Source organism: Flavobacterium sp. LC2016-01, assembly GCF_009711135.1.
Classification (GTDB): Bacteria; Bacteroidota; Bacteroidia; order Flavobacteriales; family Flavobacteriaceae; genus Flavobacterium.
The window spans coordinates 420,852-446,114 of record NZ_WMIC01000004.1 but is presented as its reverse complement, the minus strand read 5'-3'; the positions used below and the strand labels follow the sequence as shown (position 1 = coordinate 446,114).

Genomic DNA, 25,263 nt, shown 5'->3' with positions numbered 1-25,263 from the left:
ATTATTTTGAAGTTGAGTAAGAATATGGAAAAGCGTCTTTAGAAGTTCCTCTTTGTAAATTAGGTTCTGCCGACATATCAAAATTTAATTCGCCTCCTTTTAAAACATCAAAATGATTGATGTAATTTTTTGAATAAGAAGCGTTGTTCCATTTTAAATCATTTACATATTTGTTTATTTCCGAATTTTTTGAAGCGTTGATGATAAGCTGTTTTCCGTTTTCTAAATTCAGAGTCAGTTTTTTAAACAACGGTGCACCCAAAACATATTCATCTGTTGCTGGACAAACAGGATAAAATCCCATTGCCGAGAAAATATACCAAGCCGAAGTCTGTCCGTTATCTTCATCACCGCAATAACCGTCTGGAGTTGGTTTGTACAAACGATTCATCACTTCTCTCGACCAATACTGCGTTTTCCAAGGTTCGCCTGCATAATTGTATAAATAAATCATGTGCTGGATTGGCTGATTTCCGTGCGCATATTGTCCCATATTCATGATCTGCATTTCGCGAATTTCATGAATAACGGCGCCGTAATAACTGTCATCAAAAATTGGAGGTGTTGTAAAAACGCCATCTAACTTTTCGGTAAATTTCTTCTGTCCGCCCATTAAATCAATCAAACCTTGAATGTCATGAAAAACACTCCAGCTGTAATGCAATGCATTTCCTTCTGTAAAAGCATCTCCCCATTTTAACGGATTAAAATTCGCAGGGAAACTTCCATCTTTATTTCTGCCGCTCATCCATCCAATTGAAGGATTATAAAGATTTTTGTAATTCAGCATTCGTTTCTCGAATAAACTGATTTCTTTCTTCGGACGATTTAAGGCTTTCGCCAATTTCCAAATCGCAAAATCATCATAAGCATATTCTAAAGTTCTTGCCGCATTCTCATTAATTTTCACATCATAAGGAACGTAACCCAATGTATTGTAATAGGAAACTCCTTTTCTTCCAACTGCTTCTAGAGGGCCTTCATTATTTGCTCCGTGAACTAGAGCTTCATACAACGTATTGATGTCGTAACCGCGTAATCCTTTAATATAAGCCTCAGAAACTACAGAAGCCGAATTATTCCCAACCATTACATTTCTAAAACCAGGACTTGACCATTCTGGTAAAAACCCGCCTTCTTTATAATCGTTGATCAAACCTTCCTGCATTTCTTTATTTATGGAAGGATAAACCAAATTCAATAGCGGATATAAAGCTCGGAAAGTATCCCAAAAACCAGTTCCTGCATACATATATCCCGGCACAACATTTCCGTTGTACGGACTGTAATGTACCGTTTCTCCTTTGGCATTTATTTCATATTGTTTTTGCGGGAAACACGTAGCACGATATAAACAAGAATAAAATGTTTTAAGCTGCTCTTCATTACTGCTTTCTGCTGTAAGTTTTCCTAAGACTTTATTCCATTCGTTTTTAGAAGCCGCAACTGTTTCATTAAAAGAAGCATTTCCTAATTCTTTTAAATTAAGTTCTGCCTGTTCTGGGCTAATAAAAGAGGAAGCCACTTTTACGTTGACAATTTCTCCTTTTTTAGTTTTAAAACCTACAACTGCTCCTGCGTGATTATCCTGCAACTCCAGTTTATCTTTTTCTAAACCTTTATCATTCCAAGTCGAATTTGATGCAAAAGGTTTGTCGAAAACCAAAACAAAATAATTCTTAAAATTAGCTGGAACGCCACCGCTGTTGCGTGTTGTATAACCGATAATTTTATTTTCTGAAGGAATAATTTTGATGTACGAACCTTTATCAAAAGCGTCAATTACGATAGAAGATTGCTCATTTTCTGGAAATGTAATTTGAAAATGTGCTGCTCTTTCTGTTGCTGTAATTTCTGTTGTAACATCATAATCAGCTAAATAAACGCTGTAATAATAAGGTTTTGAAACTTCCGCTTTATGACTGAACCAGCTTGCTCTATCCGCTTCCGCGAAAGCCAATTTACCCGTTACCGGCATAATCGAAAACTGACCGTAATCGTTCATCCAAGGCGATGGCTGATGCGTTTGCTTAAATCCTCTAATTTTCTCGGCAGTATAAATGTAAGCCCATCCATCGCCCATTTTTCCGGTTTGCGGTGTCCAGAAATTCATTCCCCAAGGTCTGCAGATTGCCGGATAAGTATTTCCATTCGAAAGACTGTGCAATGATTGTGTTCCTATTAACGGATTTACATATTCTGCGGGATCTAATGCTTTAACCTGTGCATTTACAAAAAAGCAAAATTGAAAAACTCCGACGAAAATTAAACTCTTTATTTTCATAATTATATTTTATATGCTTTAAGCTTTAGGCAATAGCCTTTAAGCTAAAAACTGTGACTCAAGAATAAATGATTCTATACCTGCAAGATCTCAAAGCCTTGCCTGAAAACTGTAACTGAAAACTGAAAACTCTCTAAAGAGGTCTATCCGATTTCTTTACTCCAAAAGTTGCAGATGGTTTGCTTCCCATAAACAATTTCAGCTCTCCTCCTTTTACAATCATTTCTTGCGTGATATATGATTTTGTATAAGGTTTTCCGTTGAATTCTGCTTTTTGAATATAGATATTTGTTGCGCTGTTATCAATTGCTTTTATTGAAAATGAAATCCCTGCTTTATGATGAATTACTGCGGAATTTACAAGAGGACTTCCTAAAACGTAAACGCCATTTGCAGGATTAACCGAATAAAATCCCATTGACGACAATACATACCAAGCCGACATTTGTCCTAAATCTTCATTACCACACAATCCGTCTGGTTTTGTTGAGTAAAATTTATCATCAATTTCTCGAATTAATTTTGCAGTTTTCCAAGGCTGTCCAGCAAATGCATATAAATATGGAATATGATGATTTGGTTCATTTCCTTGCGCATATTGACCAATCAAACCACTGATATCTGGAGAAATTTCTTCGCCTTCTACTTTATCTGTGATTAGGAAAAGCGAATCTAATTTAGCCAAAAATTTACTTTCGCTTCCAAATAATTCAATTAAACCATAAGGATCTTGAGGAACTAGCCATGTATATTGCCAAGCATTTCCTTCTACATAATCATCTTTACGGTGCGCCGATGAAAGCGGATTAAATGGTGTTCTCCAATTTCCGTCAGTCAATTTACCGCGCATGAACGTTGTTTCTTTATCAAAATAAAGTTTGTACAAATTGGCTCTTTTTGTGAAGTAATTATAATCTTCAGTCTTATTTAAAGCTTTTGCCATTTGTGCAATACAATAATCATCAATCGCATATTCTAATGCATTTCCAACAGTTTCCAGCATTTTATCAGCAGGAATATATTGTAGTTTTTGAACGTAATCCATTCCGTCACGAGTCTGCATGGCTGTTTTTTTCATTGCTTCATAAGCCAATGCTACATCATAATCGCGATATCCTTTTAAGTAGGCATCAGCAATTACAGCGATGGAATGATTTCCATTCATTGTATTGGTTTCGTTGCCCATTAAATGCCAAACCGGTAATCTACCCTGCTGTTGATAAATTGCCAAAAATGATTTTACAATATCATTAATTTTATCAGGCTGTGTAATTGTATATAATGGATGAAGTCCGCGATACGTATCCCAAAGTGAAAAAGTCGTGTAGTTGGTGAAATTTGCTTTTTCGTACACTTTTTTATCCGTTCCTCTATAATCTCCATTGGCATCATTAAAAATAGAAGGCGCAAACATCGTGTGATACAAGGAAGTATAAAAAACTTTCATTGTTTTATCATTTCCCGTAATCTGGATTTTATTTAGTTCTTTGTTCCATTTTGAAGAAGCCGTTTTAGCCGTTTGATCAAAATCCCAATTCGGAATCTCCGCTTTTATATTTGCAGCAGCGTTTTCAGCACTTACTGGAGAAATTCCAACTTTTACTAAAACTTGTTTGTTTTTTAAAGCTGCAAAATCAAGAATTGCTTTCATTTTCAAACCTTCTCCTTCGTTACCGTTTACAGCAGTTTTATCATCGTATAAAGCTAAATTCGAAATTGGTTCAGAGAATTCGATCGTAAAATACACGCGCTGATCTGTCGCCCATCCAGCGGAAAAACGATAACCCGCAAGTGTCGTTTCATTTATCTTTTTGATGAATGTTTTTACAGGTTTATCCCATCCAATTCCGTCAGCAAGGTCTAATAAAACGTGATTATCGTTGGCCGTATTAAAAGTATATTTATGGAAACCAACTTTTTCGCTTGCTGTTAATTCGGCTTTGATTTTGTATTTATCTAATAAAACACTGTAATATCCTGGTTTGCTTACTTCATTTTCATGCGAAAAATAAGAGCCATAACCGTTTACCATATCTTCTTTTGTACCTTTAAACAAAGGCACTTTTCCTGAAACTGGAAGCAACAAAATATCATTTAAATCCCCAATTCCAGTTCCGCTTAAATGTGTGTGTGTAAATCCTAAAATGGTATTGCTTACATAATTATAACCGCTGCACCAATCCCAACCTTCAAAAATATTTACAGGACCTAATTGAACGGCTCCAAAAGGCACATTGGCACCCACAAAAACGTGACCGTGACCTGCTGATCCAATAAACGGATTTACGTATTTTGTGTAATCAGAAATTGCTTTTTTTGCTTTCTTTTCCTGTGAAATTACAGGATTAGCAAAAAATAGATTTAAAGCTAAGAAACCGCTAAAAGCTATTTTGTTGTATTTTGTAATCATATTTTTTTATTTGACTTGCGTAATTGCCCACGGATGAAACGGGTTGAACTGATTTACGCTGGTATTTTTTTATTTTAGAACTTTAAAACTTTGAGGAGACGCACTACTGTACGTCTCTACGGAAAGCCTTTGTCTCTTTGTCTCTTTGTCACTTTGTCTCTTTCTCAAAAACCTTAGAACCTCAGTAACTTAGAACCTTAGCACCTTTTTTTAGTTGTATCTTTGTAAAACCTCATAAAGCGAATAAACCTTCAAAACTGGTTTCTCCATTTTTCCTTCAAAAGTGATTGTTTTTTCTTCTCCGGGTTTTAAATCGAAATAATTATCGCTCCATTTTCCTGTATAGCCTTTTATGGAAACATTTACATATTTAGCCAACTTTGATGCTTTTAAAACTACTTTATTTCCTTTTATCTCCCAAGTGATTTTTGGGTCTTCCAATTTTAAATTAATAGGACGTGTTAAATCTATTTCCGGTGTTTTATCATCTCTGTAGGCTTCTTTCATAGCGTACCAAGCTGCTTTTGGCTGACGGTCATAATAATCCGTTACACTCCAGCTTGCTACCGGCCAGCAATCATTAAGCTGCCAAACTAAAGTTCCCATATTATATGGTGCTTTTGAGCGATGAATTCCGATAATATTTTTCAGAGAATAATATTGTAGACATTGTGTGAGGTACGTATAATCCTCAACATTCATCTTTTTTATTTTGGTCGAATCAATAAAATAACGATTCAAATACGAATCTAATTTCATGAATCCTTTACCTGCTTTTTGATGCGCTTCTAAAATATCTGAATATAAATATCGGTCTTCTGGCAACGTAATTCTTTCCATAGAAGAATAATTTGGCATTGCCTGCATTCCGTATTCGCTCACAAAACGGCCTGTTTTTTTCTGAACGGCTTCTACATCTTCTAATCCCCACCAAGTTCCCCAATAATGGCTGTCGCCTTCTGTTAGACTTTCAGGTCTTGACCAATGAAATCGTGGCGAAGAGCTAATATACGGACGTTTAGTATCGACTTCTTTTACCCATTTTGGAATACTGTCTTGAAACAAACGAACATAATCTTTCCACAAACGAATCGAATCTTGTTTAGACATGTTCATGCTCTTTTGCCATCCCCAGTTTTTAAAAGCTTCATCGGCTTCGTTGTTGCCGCACCATAAAACAATACTTTTATGATGACGAAGGCGTTTTACCTGATACTGAACTTCTTTTTTTACATTGTCAAAAAAGGCATCATCTCCTGGTACCATTGTCCCAGCGAACATAAAATCCTGCCAGATGTAAATTCCGTTTTTATCACATAAATCGTAGAAATAATCATCTTCATAAATACCGCCGCCCCAAACACGAAGCATATTCATGTTGGCATCTTTGGCCATACCGATTACTTTTTCATATTCTTTTTTAGTTACTCTGGAAAGAAAAGCATCTGACGGAATATAATTTGCCCCTTTCATATAAACTGGCTTTCCATCAATTTTAAAAAAGAAAGTTTTTCCGAGATTATCTGGCTGTTGCACTAATTCTATTTTGCGATCCAGAACATACGGTTTTTCTGGCGCTTTTTCGTCATAAACTTCTAAACGAGGCGTTTTCCAGATACCGCAGGTAGTGAATTTTGGTCCCCAATCCCATCCAAAATGATATTGCGCTTTACGTACATAAGCACGAGGATTGTCTGGAATTACAAAAGGAAGATCTTTTTTTGCCAAAGAATCCACAACATTTTGTGCCGATTTAAAAACGATAACCAAATCATTGTTTCCAGATTTAATCAGTTTCTTAACATCAACTCGCCATTGACGAAACATATTATCAGCTTTTAAAACCAATTGATTATTCAGATAAACCGTTGCGTACGTATCTAATCCGTCAAAAACTAATTCGGCATTTTTCTTCTTTAATGCTGCAGGAGTTACTTGAAAATTGGTTTTGTATTCCCAATCTTTTTTCTCAATCCAAACCAATTTTTTTTCATTGTCTCTATAAAATGGATCTTCTATCATCTTATTGTTCAACAAATCGGTATGGACTTCACCAGGAACTGTTGCCGGAAACCATTTTGCTGTTTTGGTTTCGCGAAATTCCCAGCCTGTTTTTATATTTATATTTTGGGCATTGGCAACAAATGAAAAACTTGCTGCACAAATGCCCAAACACCAATAAACTCTCTTTAAATGTTTCATTTTTGCTGAATACTAAATTATTATCGAATCAAATTGATCGCCGGCAGAGCGAGAAGTGCAATTGACCGCAATTGCTCTTCTCTTTTAGGTTTGCATTTTAGAATAAAAGTAACTAACAAAATATCCAGAAATAATTTCCCTTTTTACGGCTGCCAAGCTTAGTTTTTTTTTAGATTTTAGGTTTCTGTTTTTTAGATTTACAATTCTTAAAAATCTTAATCCTCCTAATTATATTCTTTTGAAAATAATCTCATCTTTTTCAGCACACGCCTTTTATCGTCTGCGAAAAAAATGATTTTGAAAACTGGAAAATAAATGGGTGATAAAATTCTTCTAATTTAATGAAAATCAAAATAGAAATTAAAAAATAAGCCGGGCGGTACAGGTATTCTACCCGGCTTAATTCAACTAACTAACCAATATTTAAAAACTATTGCTTATCCCACCAAATTCTGGTTGTCATTAAATCCAACCCTTGGCGTGAAATTGCTTCTTTATAATTTGCAGCGTTTGTAATTAATTCTGACTGATCATAAATTAATCTTCTCGGAATTGTTCCTTTAGTTTCTCCAGCAGGATCATTTACAGGAACTAAAACAGGAAATCCAGTTCTTCTGTATTCAGAAAATGCTTCAAAACCATTAAATAATAATACAATCCATTTTTGAGTAATAATCTGCTCAATTTTTTGTGCTTCAGTTCCAGCAGCATTAAACGGATTTGCTGTTATGTAAGTGTTGTATTCAGCAAGTGAAACAGCAGGCACTTTGTCTCCAAAAATTACCAAAACTTCCATTGCCGCTCTAACACCGTCTTCATATAATTTTTGTGCAGTTCCGCCAACATTCCAGCCTTTTACTGCTGCTTCTGCCAAGATGAATTTTACTTCGGCATATGACATAATCAAAGTTGGAGCGTCTAAACGCAATACTGTAGAAGTATTTGGATCTGAAAACAGTTTTTTGTCTCCTCCAGGAAATTCTTTTGCATCATTTGCAAGACCTTGCTGACTAGCAGGATTATTGTTTCCTGTCGCTTCCAATTTTGCATAAATTCGCAAACGAGGGTCATTACTGTTTTTCAATAAATCAATAAAGGTTTTGCTGTATTTTGTATTTGCATCTCCTCCATTCAAATCATTTCTAACCCAAGATGAAGTAATTGGATTTGTTTTAACTCCCTGTGGACCTGCATCATGTTTTAAAACAAGACTGTCATCATTTGAAGTAAAAACACCTTTTGCAACTGCTTTTTCAACATATTGTTTTGCTTTTGCAGGGTTCACTTTAGACAAACGCATTGCTACTCTTAACATTAAAGAATTGGCAAGTTTTTTCCATTTTGCAACATCGCTTTGGTAGTACAAATCGGCGTTGCCTACAAATGCTTTATTAGCATCTAAAGCATCTCCAGCTTCATCTAATTCTTTTAAAAGGTCATTGTAGATAGCTTCTTGTGTGTCATATTTTGGGGCAAAAATATTTCCGTTGTATCCTTTTCCGGCTTCGAAATAAGGAATTTCACCATAAGTATCTGTCAATTTTTGGAACAAGAAAACCTTCATGATTCGGCAGGCCTGAATTGCATTTGTGTTTTCTGGAGTGTCTTTAATAACCGACATCAATTGAAAAATTTGATTTAGTCCTTTTCCATATGATTCGCCAAAAAGAGAACCTGAATATTCCGAAGAATAAGTGTATTTAGAACCTGGTCCTCCTAGTGACGAAAAGTGCTGTACGATTTGAGCCGCATAGGCATTGTTTCCTCTTGTATTTGAATAATCTTGACCGTCAACATAAATTTCAGCAAGCGTAAACATTGATTTTACAGCCGGATCAGTCAAAGCATTAGGATTCGTATTCATTTCTTCGAATCCTTTATCGCAGCCTGCTAATGTCATTGCACTAACAATTGCGATACAAAATATTTTTATATATCTATTTTTCATCTTTCAATTTTTATGATTAGAATTTGACATTAAGCGTTAAGCCATAATTTCTTGTCAAAGGCATAGAAGCTCTTTCAAGACCTTGAGCATTACTGTTAGAGTAGTTAGACTCAGGATCGATGTTAGGCACTTTGTCATAAATTGTCCATAAGTTATGTGCAGAAAATGCTAAACTGATAGATTGAAATGGTGTTTTTTGCAAAGATGTTTTTGGGAAATTGTAAGCAAAAGAAATCGCTCTAAGCTTAACAAAATCAGCATCGTAAACAAAATTTGACGTTACATCACTGTAGCTTCTCCAGTAATCGTAAGCCGAAACTGTTGTGTTTACAGCATTTCCGTTCACATCTTTACCACTTACTGCAATTCCGCCTTCACGACCTGGAAGCGTGATTTCTGATAATCCGTAACGAGTTCCTAACTGATTTGTAGCCGAATAGATTTCGCCTCCAAATTTCGCATCAACAAAAACTGAAAGTGTAAAGTTTTTATAAGAGAAATCATTTGAAAGTCCCATTGAAGTTGGCGCAACACCTTGACCAGCAATAATTAGATCTCCTCTCATGAATTTACCATTTGTATCAAGAACAATATTTCCATTAGCATCTCTTAAATAATCATACGCTTTGATTACTCCAAAAGGCTGTCCTTTTTCTAAAACTACAGACGCTCTAGAATCTCTGTTTCCTTCTAATGATTTTGTTGTAATTTTATCAGAAAGACTAATTACTTCACTATCATTGTAAGCAAAATTATATCCTACGCTCCAAGAGAAACTTGGTGTTTTAACTGCTTTTAAATTCACAGCAAACTCCACCCCTTTGTTAAGGATTTCTCCAACGTTGATTTTAGTAGTTCTATAACCAGAAGCTTGAGAAATATCAGCATCAGCAATATCGTTTGTTGTTCTTTTTTGGTAAAAAGTCAAATCTGTACTTAATCTGTTATTGAAGAAAGTATTTTCGAAACCAAATTCGATTGTACTAACATTATAAGGTTTCAGGAATTTATTTGGTACTGTTTCTCCGTTAACACCTAAAATTGGCTGACCTTGAGAATCTGTTTGTCCATCTGGTGCAGTGTAAGTTAATGCCAATGCATAAGCATCTGGCAATGCACCTCCTACGTTACCCCAACCAGCTCTGAATTTACCGTAAGACATCCATTCTGGCATATCAATAACTTCAGAATAAATGAAACTTGAACTTACAGAAGGATAAAAAGTACTGTTGTTTGATGGATCTAAAGTAGAAAACCAATCTTCACGACCTGTTAAACTTACGTATAAGAAATCTTTGTATCCAATATCAGCAGAATAGAAAAGAGAGTTTACTTCGCTTTCAGAAAACAATTTTTCTGTTTTATCTGGCTGTGTATTTCCGTAGAAATATTTGAACGGAACAATGAAATTATTTCCTTTCATTTTGATACCGCTGTATCTGTTATGCTGACGGTTTGCTCCAACAAAAGCATCTAATGAAAGATTTTTTGCAATATCGCCTTTGTATCCTAAATAACCAGAAGCATTGTACTCTGTACGGCCTTCTACTCTGTTTTCATAAGATCCGCCTGGGTTATAGTTTATTCCAGTAGGCTCGATTTCAGTATACTCATAATTAATATCGTCAATACCAATAACACCTTTAGCATAAATTCTTTCAGTAATGTTATAATTTACTTTTGCAGAACCAATGAAACGTTTTCTAAGATCATCATTTAAAGGCTCTTGAGTAGCAAAATATGGATTTGTTTGATACGTGTTTGCACCAAAATAATCTGCCTCGCCTCCGTTTTCATCATAAGCATTATTGATCCATCTGATGTCTGTTCCCGGAGTCATGAAAGTAGTTGGGAAAGAAGCATTTCTAGGAGAGTCATTCAAATAAGGTCTATTATGACTTTTCTCTGTAATATACTGAGCATTAGACTCAACGCTTATTTTTTTGTTTGGAGCCGAATTTAAGCTTAATGCCACGTTGTTTCTTGCGAAATTTGTTCCCGGCATAATAGACTCATCTTTAGTGTTTCCGAAAGATAATCTGAAATTCGTTGTTTCATTTCCTCCTGAAAGTGCTAATGTATTGCTGAAAGAATACCCGTTTCTGTAGAAATTTTCAACATTGTCTTTTCCATATGCTTGGTAAGGTCTTGTTTTTCCGTCAAGCGAAAGAGAAGGCGTTCCGTCATATTTATCTCCCCAGGCAAAATAGTAAGAATCTCTAAGTTCCTGCAAATCGCTGAATCTTGTAGCAACGCCATTTACAGGCGCTCCAGCTCCATATTGATCCTGCCAGTGCAAAAGACTTGCCGGTGTATTAAAAGTAGAATTTGTACTGAAATCTACTCCTAAACCTGTTCCATTTTTACCTTTTTTTGTGGTAATCAAGATAACACCATTTGATCCTCTGTACCCATAAAGAGCAGAAGCGGCACTACCTTTTAATACTGACATCGACGCGATATCATCTGGATTGAACGAAGACATTCCGTCTCCTTTATCAGCTCCACCCCACATATTCGCATTTCCTTGCTGGCTGTTATCAATTGGAATACCATCAACAACATACAAAGGCTGATTTAATCCTGAAGCCGAAGTTGCTCCACGAATTACCACACGGCTCGATCCAGATGGACCTGTAACTGGTGCAGAAACGTTAACCCCAGCAATTTTTCCCTGAAGGGCGTTTCCTAAGTTAATTTCTTTATTCTTTGTAAGGTCATCTCCTTTCAGTTCTCCAACTGCGTAACCTAAAGCTTTCTTTTGTTTTTTAACTCCAAACGAAGTCACAACAACATCTTTTAACTCTTGTGCATTTTCGATTAATGCAACCGAAATTTTGTTTTCATTTTCCTGAAGCACTACTGATTTTGATACAAAACCTATAGAAGATACATTAAGCGTAACTTTACCTGCAGGAACGTTCATTTTAAATCTCCCTTCAGCATCGGTAACGGCGCTAAATGGTTTTCCTTGAACCTCAATGGACGCAGCAACAATTCCCTTGTTCTCTGCATCAGTAACTATGCCTGTTATTAATCGGTTTTGTGCCACAGCTCCAAGACTGCTCAACAATACCATTGCTAACACTGCTAAAATTCGTTTCATAAGCATTTTTTTTGGTTATTTGTTTTGATTTTTGTTTGTTTTAACGTGATTGTTTTTAAATAATTAATAATAAATTCGAACTCAATTGTAATATGGCACTTAAAGATCTCCACCTTTAAATACTATGCTTTTTTAATTTTTTGCTACTCTCCAAAAAATCAATATTTTATCTCGAAAAAATAAATTCTACTCTTATCTTTTTTTCTAAAATTTTACTAAAACGATTTAGTAAAACAGGTAAAAAAAAACGAAAAACGTTTTCTTTCTTTTTATTCCTTATTAACGTAAAAATTAAACCGACTCTCTAATAATCAAGTTTCCTTTTTTTAGACTTTTTTCAACTTTAAAGTTATCCATATCTGTCATCTGGCTCATTAACAATTGTATTGATTTAATTGCAATATCTTCAATTGGCTGTGCAACAACAGTAATTGTAGGTGTATGCAATTTAAAACTGTCATGATCATCAAAACAAATTACCGAAATATCTCCAGGAATATTGATTCCCATTCCTCTAAAAGCCTGAAGACCCGCAAGTCCCATATAATTCGCTAAAAACAAAACTGCATCAATACTTGGATTTTTTTCAAAAAAATTCACAATTGCAACAATTCTAGCTTCTTCATTACTATGATAATCAATATGAAGAACAAGCGCTTCATTATAATTTCCGTTTTCTTTTAAAGCATCTCTGTATCCGTCCTCCCTCAGTTTCATCTGAACCATTTCAGAGCTGCTGTTAACAACGGCAATATTTTTACAGCCTTTGTTAATCAAGAATTTTGTTGCCGAGTTTGCTGCTTCATAATTATCTACTACTACGTGACTTACTCGCTGTCCAGGAAAATATCTGTCAATTAATACAACCGGTTTTTTCAGTTTTAAAAGAAGATCGATTTTCTCTTCTAAATTTTGAGTCGGTGTAATAATAAAACCGTCAACATTTGCCTGCAATAAACTATGAATCAATTCTTCTGAGCGTTCATCATCATCACCTGTACTGCAGTAAAAAACTCTGTAATCAATATTTTTGGCTTCATCTTCAATCACACGCGCCAAATCAGAAAAAAACTGATTCGAAATGTCTTCTACTATAAGTCCAATTGATCTCGTTTTTCCAGTTCTTAAACTGGTCGCAATCATACTTGGTCTATAATTAAGACTTTCAGCAACATCCTGAACTTTTTTAATAACAGCAGCACTGATTCCCATTTTCTCGCCTTTTCCATTAATCACAAAAGATACCGTAGATATAGAAACTTCAGCTTCTGTAGCAATATCTTTAATTGTAATTTTTTTCATTTAGCGAGTTAATTTTTTATTAAGCTGTTATTAATTATTTCACAAATATATATTAAAAAGTATTACTAAAACGATTTTGTAAATATTTTTTTGAACGAATCATTTTTTTAGAGTTAATATAGCATACATTCCTCAGTATTTACAGGGATTATATGCTATATTAATTTTTTCTATCGGAAATTAAATGCCTTTTTTTATGAAATAAATACTTCTAAAATTGAAGCTGTTCCCTTTAATACCAACGTTTTTACCGCCGCGGGAATCAAAACTGTATCTCCTTTTATATACGAATAAATTTCCCCCTCTATTTCAATTTTAAAACCGCCTTCTATACACATATAAACGGTAAAAGTTTCTCCAGTTTTTGATAAATCAAGTTCTCCGTCAAGCGGAATGATATTGGTGGTAAAATAAGGGCAATCAACAATAACATTTGATTTATTTTCGACTTTCTCGTAATTTTTATACGTATACACTTTATTGTAGTTAATGGCGTCTAATGCCAAATCAACATGCAATTCACGTTTGTTTCCCTCTGCGTCTGTCCTGTCAAAATCGTATAAACGATACGTTATGTCTGATGTCTGCTGAATTTCGGCTACAACCAAACCTGCTCCTATCGCGTGAACTGTTCCTGTTTCTAAAAAGAAAACATCGCCCGCTTTGGCTTTTACATCATCTAAAATCGAAACCAATGTTTTATTGTTTAGATTTTCAAGATATTCCTCTTTACTTGAATCTTCTTTAAAACCAACAATAATTCGGGCATCTGTATCGGCCTGCATTACGTACCACATTTCCGTTTTCCCAAATGAATTATGACGTTTTTTAGCCAATTCATCATTTGGATGCACCTGAATTGAAAGATCTTCTCTGGCATCTAAATACTTAAATAACAACGGAAATTGTTTTCCAAATCGGGCATAAACAGCCGTTCCTAAAATTTCGTTTGGAGCATCTTCAATTAATTCGGTTAATGATTTTCCTTTTAGACTGCCGTTTGCCACAATGCTCACATCGCCCTCTACAGTAGATAATTCCCAACTTTCACCTGTAATCGAAGAAACAATTGGTTTATTAAGAATTGTTTTTAATTTTTCTCCTCCCCAAATTCTTTCTTTCAGAATTGGCTCAAATTGTAATGGATAATTTATAGTACTCATATCTAAGTTTTTATTTATTTTATTGAAATAGCCACTCCTCCGCTAGGAGCAAGTTTTTGTTTTAATTTACTTTTACTGTTTACGGTTATTTTTCGAATACTATACGATTGCGGATTTGTTTTATAATCAGCTGTTTTGCCGTCTTCATAAATAATGGCTGTAAATGATTTTCCTGCCGGAAGAAAACTAAAATCGATCAAAGCTGTACGTGAATTTTCATCTGTAATGCCTCCCACAAACCATTCTTGTTTTCCTTTTGTTTTTCTTGCAATAGTGATATAATCACCAGGTTCAGCTTCCAAAATATACGTTTCATCCCAATCTAAAGCAACGTCTTTTATAAATTGAAAAGCATCTTTAAATCGGATATAATTTTCGGGTAAATCAGCCGCCATTTGCAGTGGACTGTACATCGTAACATACAATGCCAATTGTTTCGCAAGTGTGGTGCTCAATTTATTTTTCTTAGATCCATAAACCGATAAATCACCTTGAAATATTCCTGGCGTATAATCCATTGGGCCACCCATTAATCTCGTAAATGGCAAAATAGTAGTGTGATCAGGATGAATTCCTTCCATTGATTCAAACTCAGTACCGCGCGCTGATTCCTGTGCAAACCAGTTTGGATAAGTTCTGTGCAAACCCGTCGGGCGAACCGCTTCGTGCGAATCGACCATAATTTTATGTTTTGCTGCTTCAGTGGCTACATAAGTATAATGATTCACCATTTGCTGACCATCATGATGTTCTCCTCGCGGAATAATAGGCCCAACATAGCCCGTTTTTACAGCATTATAATTATTTGCAGTCATGAAATCCAACGCGTCTTTTAATTGTCGCTCATATTCAGCAACCGAAGATGTAGTTTCATGATGCATGATTATTTTCACATTTTTCTGATGCGCATATTTATTCAGTTCTTGAACATCAAAATCTGGATATGCTTTTGTAAAACTGTAAATACGTTCTTTTTTAAAAGCAGTATTATCTTCCCAGCCTTCATTCCAGCCTTCGACTAAAACGGCATCAAAACCATTGGATGAAGCAAAATCAATATATTCTTTTACATGTTTGGTATTCGCACCGTGCGTATTATTTGGCTTTAACTTTGAAAAATCAGTTTTGCCAATCACAACATCCGCATTGTCAGAATACGCCCAAGTTGATCCTACACCTGTAAAATATTCCCACCATACACCAATATATTTTACAGGCTTAATCCAGGAAACATCTTCATATTTACAGGGCTCATTAAGATTTAATATCAGTTTTGATGCTAAAATATTTCGGGCATCATCGCTTACAACCACCGTTCGCCAAGGTGTAAAACTCCCCGTCTGGATATATCCTTTATTGCCGACTGCATCTGGAACAAGATGCGAACTCAGTGAAAAAGTTTTATCGTTCACATTCAAGCACATTGCTGGATAATTTTTTAACGCAGCTTCATGAATATTAATATAGAGTCCGTTAGTGGTTTTTATCATTAAAGGAGTTTGTGCCGCTAAGTTTTTAATGGTCGACTGCGCCGCCAAAGGAACATGTGTCGCATTATAAACCAAAGCCTGCATCTCTGATATCTTTGATGTTGTATAACTGTATTCATTTGTGTCATAATCTCCCGGAATCCAGAAAAGTTTATGATCTCCAGTTAAATTGAATTCGGTGGTTTCTTCCTGAATTATAAAATGACGCAAATTTTCCTGCACCGGAAATTCATATCGAAAGCCCAGTCCATCATTAAATAAACGGAAATAAATAGTGACTTGCCTTTTGCTTTTTTCCTGCAAAAGCACAACTTTCAATTCATTATAATTATTCCGAATTTCCTTTTGCTCGCCCAAAACTGGTTTCCAAATACTATCCTCGGACTGAAATTTGGTCTCGCTAATCTTAAAATCAGCATTCAGAAAAATATCTGATTTCAAAATAAAGCCCATTTTGCTGTCTTCAAGCACCTTTATTTCTTTAAAATTTAAAGAATATATTGGTGTTCCCTTCGTATCCAAATGAAATGTCAGCTTTAAATTTCCATCGGGAGATTTCAGTTCCTGAGCATTCGAATAGAGATTAAAAATGAACAAGAACAAGTAAGCAAAAACTATATTTTTCATAAATCAAATTAAATAAAACAATTCCTAAATCGATTTAGTAAAAATAGTAAAATTTATAAAACTCAAAAACTTTATTTTAAAAAAGATGATTTTAAATAAAAATGCGCTATTAAATTTTTATTCCAATAGCGCATTATAGATTTTATTTCTTGTCAATTTTATAAAGTCGGCCTTGATCTGTAACGGCATAAAGAGTGCCGTCATTTCCTTGTGTAATATCTCTGAAACGTTGATTTTCAGAAACCAGAAGCCTTTCTTCACCAATAACTTTATTATTTTCAATCGCAAGTCTTACAATATGCATACCGCTTAAAGCCCCTATAAATAAATTATTCTCCCACTCTGGAACGCGATTACCACTGTAAAAAGTCATACCGCTTGGCGAAACTACCGGATCCCAATAATAAACAGGCTGTTCCAGTCCGTTTTGTTGCTGAATTCCAGCGCCCACTTTTTCTCCGCTATATTCAATTCCGTATGTGATCGTTGGCCAGCCAAAATTTGCGCCTGCTTTTAATCGGTTTATTTCATCTCCTCCACGCGGACCATGTTCACTTTCCCAGATTTCTCCAGTAACTGGATGAAGCGCCAGTCCCTGTGGATTTCTATGACCAATAGAATATAATTCTGCCAAAGCGCCAGTTCCCGTAAAAACAGGATTTCCAGATGCCGGCTGTCCTTCTTTTGTTAATCGTACTACTTTTCCAAGGCCAGAAGAAACAGATTGTGCCAATGGTCTGGTTTCTAAAACTGAACGTTCCCCTGTACTTACAACAAGATTTCCTGTTTTATCAAAAAGAATTCGGCCTCCATAATGAAGATTGCTTGGATTTGCAGGTTTTGCACGATAAATTACCGTTGCACCTTCAATTGTTTTTTCGTCGGTTGAAAGTTTTCCTTTGGCTACAGCCGTATTATTGCCGCCTGTTGTCGCTTCAGAAAAAACCCAATAAATCATTTTATTTGAGGCAAATTCGGGATCAAGACATAAACCCAGCAACCCGCCCTGCCCTGAAGCATTAACGGCAGGAATTCCAGTAATTGGACTGCTGACAACTCCTGCAGTCGTTACAATGCGCATTTGTCCAGCTTTTTCTGTGATTAAAAGTCGGCCGTCAGGAAGCGATTTTACTCCCCAAGGAGCTGCCAGAGCACTTGTAACAACAATGCCTTGGTAGCTGGTATTAGTTTTAATTCCGTTAATTCTTGTCTGGCCTTCAAATGCAGGCTTATATGCACTATTTGGAGCATTTGTTTCTACTGGATCAGTTACTGTTCCGGGATCCACTGGTGAATCTTTGTCATTATTGGAACAACTAAAAGACGTTAAAAGTAAAGCAGAAAATGCGAGAAAGCAGGTTGTATTTTTCATCTTATTTGATTATTTAAAATTAAAAAACAGTTTGGGTTATGGTAATCAAAGTTCAGAAATAGAAATCATGTTAAATTACATAATTTCTATTTGATCTTATAGAATTATCTCTTATAACGCTGAAAGTGTGTACTGTATTTCAAAAACACATATAAATTCAAATCCTTTTACAAGTAATCGTTTTATTTTCTAAATTAGATTTAAAATTAAAAGCTATGGACAAACTAACCAAAGAAGATATAAGTCAGGAAGTATTTGATTTGTATGATGATTATGCACACAATAAAATCGACCGTCGTATATTTATTGAAAAATTATCCATTTTCGCGGTTGGAACATTGACGCTTCCATCGCTTTTAAGTTTTATGACACCAAATTATGTCGACAGTATCTTGATTCAGCCGACAGATCCACGATTGAAAACAGGTTATATTAATTATGATTCTCCAAAAGGCGGCGGAAGCATTAAAGGTCTTTTGTCACAGCCAGCAGAAACTAAAAAGAAATTGCCGGGAATTATTGTTGTTCATGAAAACCGAGGCTTAAATCCATACATTGAAGATGTAGGAAGAAGAGCTGCTGTTGAAGGTTTCATTACACTTGCGCCAGATGCACTGTCACCTTTAGGTGGTTATCCGGGCAATGACGATGCTGGAAGGGAACTTCAGAAGAAACGTACCCGCGAAGAAATGCTTGAAGATTTTATTGCCGCATACGAATACTTGAAATCACATAAAGATTGTAACGGTTATATAGGCGTTGTTGGGTTTTGTTTTGGCGGCTGGATTGCAAATATGATGGCCGTAAAAATACCATCTTTATCTGCTGCAGTTCCTTATTATGGAGGACAGCCAACAAAAGAGGAAGCAGAAAAAATCATTACACCTTTAATGTTGCACTACGCGGGTCTTGATACGCGCGTAAATGATGGCTGGCCAGCCTTTGAAGAAGTCCTTACAAAAAATAAAGTCGAACATACTGCTTATTTTTACGCCGGCGTCAATCATGGTTTTCATAACAATACTACACCCCGATATGATGAAGCTGCAGCAACTTTATCTTGGACAAGAACTATTGATTTTTTTAAATTAAAACTTAAGAAAAAGTAATTATAAAAATCTCTAAGTCAATTTTTAGGAAAGGAAATTAGGTGCGAATTATTGCAGAATAAGCTTTAATTTTACACCAAATAATTTTCAGATGAATCTACACGAGCTTATCATACACGACACCGAAAAAATTGCGATTGAAAATCTTTTTTTCAGCGAAGAAAATAAAGCCATTTTAGAGCAGACAATCAAAGAGCATAAATATATTGAGGAATTAAAAAAGTACAATCTTCCTGTAGATAATAAGATTTTGCTTCACGGTCATTCAGGCTGTGGCAAAACTACCACGGCAAAAGCAATCGCAACCGCTCTGAACAAAGAAATTATTATTGTAAACCTAAGCACGATTATAAACGCGAGAATTGGTGAAACGTCTAAAAATGTAAAAGCACTGTTTGATAAAGCGGCGAGAGAAAATGCTGTTTTGTTTTTAGATGAATTTGACCAAATTGCCAAAAGCCGTGAAAATGATGATAAAGATGTTGCCGAAATGAAACGTCTGGTTAACACCATTATTCAATTAATAGATTATTATCCAACGAATTCGCTGTTGATTTGTGCAACTAATTTTTTCAATAGTATCGATACGGCTTTACTGCGAAGATTTCAAATTAAGATTAAATTTGAAATGCCTGACGAAAAACAATTGGATCTTTACTACGATAATATCTTAAATACATTCCCTATTCATTTGCAGGATATTCCGAGAAAATATACCGTTTCCTACGCCGAAGCAAAAGATTATGTTCATACCACAATGAAAGGACTTATTATTGCGGAATTAGAAATTTTAAACAACTAAAATAGTATTCTCGTCATTTTGGCTTACACAACTTCCAAATTGGCTAAATAACACTTTACATTTCGGCAGACTTTTGCATTATAATTTTAAACAATTAAAAAATGCAAAAGACAATTTTTATTACAGGCACCTCATCAGGATTAGGAAAAGCAACAGCACAATTATTTCAAAGCAAAGGCTGGCAGGTTATTGCGACGATGCGAAATCCAGAAAAAGAAATGGAATTAAAGAATTTAGAAAATGTAATTCTGCTTCCGCTTGACGTTTCTAATTCCGAACAAATTAATTCTACTATTCAAAAAGTAATCCAAAATTATTCTGTAGATGTTGTCATGAACAACGCAGGTTACGGATTAATTGGTGCTTTAGAATCTCTGAGCGATGATCAAATTCAACGTCAAATTGCTACAAATTTACTTGGTGTTATTCGAGTTTCAAAAGCTTTTACATCTCATTTTAGAGAGAAAAAAAGCGGTATTTTTCTAAATATAAGTTCTACATTTGGATTAATTGGTTTTCCTACTTGTTCGATTTACAGTGCGACAAAGTTTGCTGTAGATGGCTTTTCTGAAAGTATGGCTTATGAATTGGCACAATTTGGAATTCAGGTAAAAGTAGTTGCGCCGGGTGGTATGCAGACTGATTTTGCGATTCGTTCTATGGAAGTGGGCCAGCACAATGCGTACGAAAAATTAACTGCAGAAGTAAGCAAAGGTTACAGCGCTGAACAAATCGCAAATTATTCAAAAGTGGAAGATATTGCGCAAATTATTTACGAAGCTGCGACAGACAGTAAAAATCAATTGCGATATGTTGCAGGAAATGACGCCAATACTTTGTACAATGAAAGAATAGAATTGGGAACTGAAACTCAAGTTCAGAAAATTAAAGAAATGTTTACTTTTTAAAAACTAAATCTTTATGAAAAACCAAGCTATAGAATTGACTACCTTTAAATTAAAAGGTTTTACGATTTCGCAATTTATTGAGGAAAATAAAGAAATAGATGCTTTTTTGAAACGTCAAAAAGGATTTCGTTCCAGAACTATTTCTGAATTAAAAAAAGGCGTAATTTACGATATGCTGTTTTGGGACAGCGTTGAAGACGGAACCGTAGCAATGCACCGATTAATGAGCGAACTCAGCGATTCGATCGTGCACGATATGATTGATCAAAGTACCGTGAGCTGGAATATTTCGGCAGTAGAACATTTCGTAAGTTTGTAAAACCAAGAGCAGTTCAAATTCAATTATGAAAAAACAGCCAAAAATATTCGATTCACTTTCAGAACTGCATAAAGCGATGGGACAGCCAAAACCAACGCATCCGTTAATTAGTATTTTAAATTATGGTGAAGCCGTTTTTGATCCAAAAGATTTTGAACAAGGAATTATTCTAAATTTCTTCAAAATATCTTTTAAAACTCATTTCTCTGGAAAACTGCGCTACGGACATGGTTTTTATGATTTTGAAGAAGGCGGAATGTCATTTGTTTCACCAGGACAAATTTTGCGAATGCAAGACGAAGAAGCTGATTATAGCGGTATGTCGCTGCATATTCATCCCGATTTTATTCGGCCTTATTCTTTAAATACTAAAATCAAGCAATACGGTTTTTTTGGCTATTCTGCTGCTGAAGCTTTGTATTTGTCTGAGAAAGAAAAAGAAACGATTCTGAGCGTTTTTGACAGTATAAAAAATGAATTAAACGAACGAATTGACAATTTTAGCCAAGATGTTATCATATCGCAAATCGAACTTCTACTAAATTACAGCAATCGTTTTTATAACCGTCAATTCTTGACTAGAAAAGCGATTAACCATGATGTAATCAGTAAATTAGAACGTCTTTTAGAGAATTATTTCAATAATGAAAAAGCGATAGAAAATGGAGTTCCAACAGTTCAATTTATTGCAGAAGAATTACAGCTTTCGCCGAGATATCTCAGTGATTTATTGCGCAATGTAAGCGGACAAAATACACAGCAGTTCATTCATGATAAATTGATCGAAAAAGCAAAAGAATATATTGCAATTGGAACTTTATCAATAGCAGAAATCGCTTATAAATTAGGATTTGAGCATCCGCAGTCCTTCAATAAATTATTTAAGAAAAAAACAAACCTTACTCCTGTCGCGTTTAAGGAATCATTTCATAAAAATTAAATTATGCCAAAAATAGATTTTGAACAATTGAAACAGCGTTCTCTAAAAATAAGAGCCGTTTACCACGAATTAGAGCGCGCGCATCACGGCAGTGAATGGACCGTTGAAGAAGATGCTTTGGCATTCTTGACCGATGCCGGTTTGGTAGGACGTCACACCATGTCGCAACAAGGAAGATGGCCAAAAGAAAATACAAAAGAAGAATTACAGCACAAATTGGGTGAATCGATTTGGTGGCTCACAGTTCTTGCTTCTAGAATGGATCTTGACATTGAAGACGCAACTGAAAAATTCCTTGCCAAAACTGAAAAATTATTAGGTCAATAAAAAACAACTTTAAACACAAATGATCTGATAATCAATAGCTCATTTGTGTTTTTAGGTTTTAAATCAAATCTCTTTTTTTGGGTTTTTAATTTTATTTCCTTTAAAAATTAAAACAATATTATATCACAATTTAACCCAAAAAATTGAATTAAAATAAAGCCGTTTTTCATCCAGTTTCATTTTTCAACAATATGTTTTTTTCTCTTTTCATAAGTGGCAAAAACTATAATTCGAATAAATTTTACACATCAGTATAAATAGTGATTTTTACTCTAAGGAATAATTTGCTTTAAATGTTTATTACTGAATTTTAATCTTTCAAAAAAATTAAAGCGGACCGTGTTTTTCTTTATAACGTTCCAGCTCAGATTCGGTTTTAGCGAGCAGTTTTTCCAAGAGTGTGATTTTATCTTCGTAAAGCAGTTTTAATGTCGTCGAATTTTGTTCCGTATTGATTAAGATGCTTCCGTTGTTGTTTCCTATTACTTTATTAAAACTGTTGAAATATCTTTCACTGTCAAAACTTATTATATCTTCTACGCTAACTTCTAGAATACGGGCAATTTCAACTAATTTTACATAGGATAAAACAGTTTTGCCTTTTTCAATTTTACTGTAACCTGCCTGAGTCACGCCAAGTTGTTCTGCCATATATTCCTGAGTGTAGTTTTTTAATTCTCGTATGCTTTTAATTTTATTTTTAATCGAAGTGGCCATATTGTTGATTTGGGGATCTGGTTTAGCGAATATAGCCCAATACTAAATTTTAGTATTGCAGCTAAACCGAATTTAAAATGTATTCTAACACAGCTTCAATAGAAGTGATTGATGAAGCCGTTTTTCGTTATTTTTTTTTAACCGTTATAATAAACCCATATACGATTGCAATAACGATAAAGGCCAAGTCGTATTGGGGAATTCCAAAAATTCTCATTTGCAAAGATTAAAAAAATTATGCTGTTTGCATTGTCATGCGCTCAAACTGATGATTAAAAAATTCGTCAATTTGTTTGCCCATATTATTTTTATCTTTGTTCTTAATTTTTACGATGATTTCTTTTTCATAACAATCTCGAACGAAGACATAATAATCGAATTCTGCCGGGTTATGAAGCCGTAAAATAATAAGAACGGTATAGGCTAAAAGTGCCGGAATAATATAATAAAGATCAGTCATTTTTGTAAAAATCATACAATAATAGGCAATTGCGGTGACAGCGATAAAAGTCGCATTTAGCAGAAAATAGTTTTTCTTTTTTCGAATTAAGCCGAGTTCGATTATTTCATCGAAAGCATAATTCCATCTCTTTTTGCGATAGCAAAAATGAACTTGAGTTGAAGTAAGTGTAAGGAACATAAAAATAGTAGGTAAAAAAGATTTAGGGATATTTTTTAAAGCTATTTGTCAAAATAAAAAGCTCAAACGCAATATTAAGCAAAACCTTCTTTTTTTTCTTACAATCTTTCTAATACAATATAACTGAGAGTTATAATTCATTACAAAAATGTAAAACATTCCTTATAATCTATTTTGAATCAATACAATAACTCATACTTTTCTACTGAGTTTCTATTTCCTTTAAAACTGGTTTTAATTTAAATAACTGTTAATTATGCAACTATAATTATCTTTCATGTAAGACTTTCCTTTGATTTGCTTGGTAAATTTGTAAAACACAAACTTTTAATTGAATAACTTAAAAGAGAAACGTTATGAAAAATGAGCAAAACCTAGATAATTATCAGAACGATCCTGATTATATCGATCAAAATATTCTTGTTGATGGAACTTCAAATGAAGATCAATTCAAGCAAGACATAAGGCTTCAAAAAAATCGTGAATTTGGCGAAAGCGATCCAGATTATATCGAACAAAATACATTGGTCGACAATGACAATTATGCGAGAGACGAAGATCCTTATCAATATCAAGAAGAATTTATAGAAGATCAAAAATACCCTGTAGGCGATTTTGAGCGCAAAGAAAGCGTACGTTTTGAAAATATTCCAAACCAAGAACGCATTATAAACGAAGACGATGCGATTACAAACGACGATCGAAAAGACGACTTTGACGAAGATTCTGATCCCGATTTGGATTATGAAAATGATGTAGAAAAAGATGGTGATCTAGACGATGATGACACTAAAGATTTAGATGATTTTGAAGCAGAACATTATCCGGAAAATCATCCGAGAGAATAATCAATTTCCTGCACATGGATTTAACCTCACAAATTATCTGGCTTTTTGTTTTAGCTGTTCCAATTGCCTGCATCAGCTGGACCGTTACACATGAAGAAATTTTTAAGGAACCCAGAGAATGGTGTGTCAAACACTCAAAATTTGATAAGGCAATTTTATCAAGAAAAGTATTTTATCTCTTTACGTGCGAATATTGTTTCAGTCATTATGTCACAATCGCATTTTTAGTGCTTTGTGATTATAAACTTTTGTTAAATGACTGGCGTGGCTACATTTTGGCAGGATTCTCGCTGGTTTTTATGGCAAATGTTTACATGAGCCTTTTTGCTTTGTTAAGACAAGCCATCAAGAAAGAAAAAGCAGAAATTGAAAAAATAGAAAGTGACACAGACCACGAAAATTCATTAAATTAGATACAAATAAGTATAAACAAATAAATTATAATAATTATGGAAAATTTGAATTTTATAGACCCTTTATTACATGGAATAACGCCAAACCCAGCGTCAAAATTATCAGTTAAAAATTTAGTTTGTGCGGGACTTGGCGCATTGCTTGTTGGTGCAGTTTTGAAAAAAACTGGACATAACAAAACTGCTGCGGTAGTTGGAAGTTTAGCAGTGCCTTTATTAACCACAGCATGCTACAAACAAATCTCAAAATCATACAAAGCAAAAAAAGAAAAAACAGACAGCAGCGGTATCGAATATAACCACTAAGAAGCCTTTTTGTTTCAGGTTTCAGGTTTC

Annotated in this window: 20 protein-coding genes; 9 read left to right on the top strand and 11 right to left on the bottom strand. The window is 34.6% G+C overall.

Annotated features, from left to right (window positions below):
- Position 1 precedes the first annotated feature (1 nt).
- From GKZ88_RS11125 to GKZ88_RS11085, 9 genes are all read right to left on the bottom strand, one after another.
- Positions 2 to 2,284, bottom strand: a complete 2,283-nt coding sequence (locus tag GKZ88_RS11125; protein ID WP_155102448.1) for a GH92 family glycosyl hydrolase — start codon at positions 2,282 to 2,284, stop codon at positions 2 to 4.
- A 133-nt stretch (positions 2,285 to 2,417) separates the two neighbouring features.
- Complete coding sequence (locus tag GKZ88_RS11120) at positions 2,418 to 4,694, bottom strand: GH92 family glycosyl hydrolase (protein ID WP_155102447.1); 2,277 nt, start codon at positions 4,692 to 4,694, stop codon at positions 2,418 to 2,420.
- Positions 4,695 to 4,904: 210 nt separating this feature from the next.
- Positions 4,905 to 6,896 (bottom strand): glycoside hydrolase family 2 protein, encoded by a 1,992-nt coding sequence (locus GKZ88_RS11115; RefSeq protein WP_230392504.1) that lies wholly within the window; start codon positions 6,894 to 6,896, stop codon positions 4,905 to 4,907.
- Between the two features lie 430 nt (positions 6,897 to 7,326).
- The gene (locus tag GKZ88_RS11110) at positions 7,327 to 8,844 is read right to left on the bottom strand and encodes a SusD/RagB family nutrient-binding outer membrane lipoprotein (RefSeq protein ID WP_155102446.1); all 1,518 of its coding nucleotides are present in this window, start codon (positions 8,842 to 8,844) and stop codon (positions 7,327 to 7,329) included.
- 16 nt (positions 8,845 to 8,860) lie between these two features.
- Positions 8,861 to 11,950 carry a SusC/RagA family TonB-linked outer membrane protein gene (locus GKZ88_RS11105; RefSeq protein WP_230392503.1) on the bottom strand — a complete coding sequence of 1,030 codons (3,090 nt, stop codon included), beginning with the start codon at positions 11,948 to 11,950 and terminating at the stop codon, positions 8,861 to 8,863.
- 291 nt (positions 11,951 to 12,241) lie between these two features.
- Positions 12,242 to 13,252 carry a LacI family DNA-binding transcriptional regulator gene (locus GKZ88_RS11100; RefSeq protein ID WP_155102444.1) on the bottom strand — a complete coding sequence of 337 codons (1,011 nt, stop codon included), beginning with the start codon at positions 13,250 to 13,252 and terminating at the stop codon, positions 12,242 to 12,244.
- Positions 13,253 to 13,446: 194 nt separating this feature from the next.
- Complete coding sequence (locus tag GKZ88_RS11095) at positions 13,447 to 14,415, bottom strand: type I phosphomannose isomerase catalytic subunit (RefSeq protein ID WP_155102443.1); 969 nt, start codon at positions 14,413 to 14,415, stop codon at positions 13,447 to 13,449.
- A gap of 14 nt (positions 14,416 to 14,429) precedes the next feature.
- Positions 14,430 to 16,532, bottom strand: coding sequence for a glycoside hydrolase family 97 protein (locus GKZ88_RS11090; RefSeq protein ID WP_155102442.1), 2,103 nt, complete (start codon positions 16,530 to 16,532; stop codon positions 14,430 to 14,432).
- A gap of 142 nt (positions 16,533 to 16,674) precedes the next feature.
- Positions 16,675 to 17,904: a PQQ-dependent sugar dehydrogenase gene (locus GKZ88_RS11085; protein WP_155102441.1), complete on the bottom strand. Its 1,230-nt coding sequence runs from the start codon at positions 17,902 to 17,904 to the stop codon at positions 16,675 to 16,677.
- Between the two features lie 215 nt (positions 17,905 to 18,119).
- Here GKZ88_RS11085 and GKZ88_RS11080 point away from each other — a divergent pair, with 215 nt between their 5' ends.
- The 6 genes from GKZ88_RS11080 (at position 18,120) to GKZ88_RS11055 (ending at position 22,309) form a co-directional block, all read left to right on the top strand.
- A complete protein-coding gene (locus GKZ88_RS11080; RefSeq protein WP_155102440.1) occupies positions 18,120 to 19,013 on the top strand; it encodes a dienelactone hydrolase family protein in 894 nt (297 codons plus the stop codon).
- A 91-nt stretch (positions 19,014 to 19,104) separates the two neighbouring features.
- Positions 19,105 to 19,815 carry an ATP-binding protein gene (locus GKZ88_RS11075; protein ID WP_155102439.1) on the top strand — a complete coding sequence of 237 codons (711 nt, stop codon included), beginning with the start codon at positions 19,105 to 19,107 and terminating at the stop codon, positions 19,813 to 19,815.
- A gap of 101 nt (positions 19,816 to 19,916) precedes the next feature.
- The gene (locus GKZ88_RS11070; RefSeq protein WP_155102438.1) at positions 19,917 to 20,723 is read left to right on the top strand and encodes an SDR family oxidoreductase; all 807 of its coding nucleotides are present in this window, start codon (positions 19,917 to 19,919) and stop codon (positions 20,721 to 20,723) included.
- Positions 20,724 to 20,736: 13 nt separating this feature from the next.
- Positions 20,737 to 21,042, top strand: coding sequence for a hypothetical protein (locus GKZ88_RS11065; protein ID WP_155102437.1), 306 nt, complete (start codon positions 20,737 to 20,739; stop codon positions 21,040 to 21,042).
- Between the two features lie 25 nt (positions 21,043 to 21,067).
- Complete coding sequence (locus GKZ88_RS11060) at positions 21,068 to 21,982, top strand: AraC family transcriptional regulator (RefSeq protein ID WP_155102436.1); 915 nt, start codon at positions 21,068 to 21,070, stop codon at positions 21,980 to 21,982.
- 3 nt (positions 21,983 to 21,985) lie between these two features.
- A complete protein-coding gene (locus GKZ88_RS11055) occupies positions 21,986 to 22,309 on the top strand; it encodes a MazG-like protein (RefSeq protein WP_155102435.1) in 324 nt (107 codons plus the stop codon).
- Positions 22,310 to 22,636: 327 nt separating this feature from the next.
- Here GKZ88_RS11055 and GKZ88_RS11050 read toward each other — a convergent pair whose 3' ends face one another.
- Together GKZ88_RS11050 and GKZ88_RS11040 are read right to left on the bottom strand one after the other, a co-directional pair.
- The gene (locus GKZ88_RS11050; RefSeq protein WP_155102434.1) at positions 22,637 to 23,026 is read right to left on the bottom strand and encodes a helix-turn-helix transcriptional regulator; all 390 of its coding nucleotides are present in this window, start codon (positions 23,024 to 23,026) and stop codon (positions 22,637 to 22,639) included.
- 235 nt (positions 23,027 to 23,261) lie between these two features.
- Complete coding sequence (locus GKZ88_RS11040; RefSeq protein WP_155102432.1) at positions 23,262 to 23,666, bottom strand: hypothetical protein; 405 nt, start codon at positions 23,664 to 23,666, stop codon at positions 23,262 to 23,264.
- Positions 23,667 to 24,022: 356 nt separating this feature from the next.
- On the opposite strand from GKZ88_RS11040, the gene GKZ88_RS11035 reads away from it, so the two are divergent.
- Genes GKZ88_RS11035 through GKZ88_RS11025 form a run of 3 tightly spaced genes read left to right on the top strand, consistent with a single transcriptional unit; the run spans position 24,023 to position 25,233 of the window.
- Positions 24,023 to 24,514 (top strand): hypothetical protein, encoded by a 492-nt coding sequence (locus tag GKZ88_RS11035; protein WP_155102431.1) that lies wholly within the window; start codon positions 24,023 to 24,025, stop codon positions 24,512 to 24,514.
- A 14-nt stretch (positions 24,515 to 24,528) separates the two neighbouring features.
- A complete protein-coding gene (locus GKZ88_RS11030) occupies positions 24,529 to 24,927 on the top strand; it encodes a hypothetical protein (protein ID WP_155102430.1) in 399 nt (132 codons plus the stop codon).
- A gap of 36 nt (positions 24,928 to 24,963) precedes the next feature.
- Positions 24,964 to 25,233, top strand: coding sequence for a PrgI family protein (locus GKZ88_RS11025; protein ID WP_155102429.1), 270 nt, complete (start codon positions 24,964 to 24,966; stop codon positions 25,231 to 25,233).
- Positions 25,234 to 25,263: the final 30 nt, after the last annotated feature.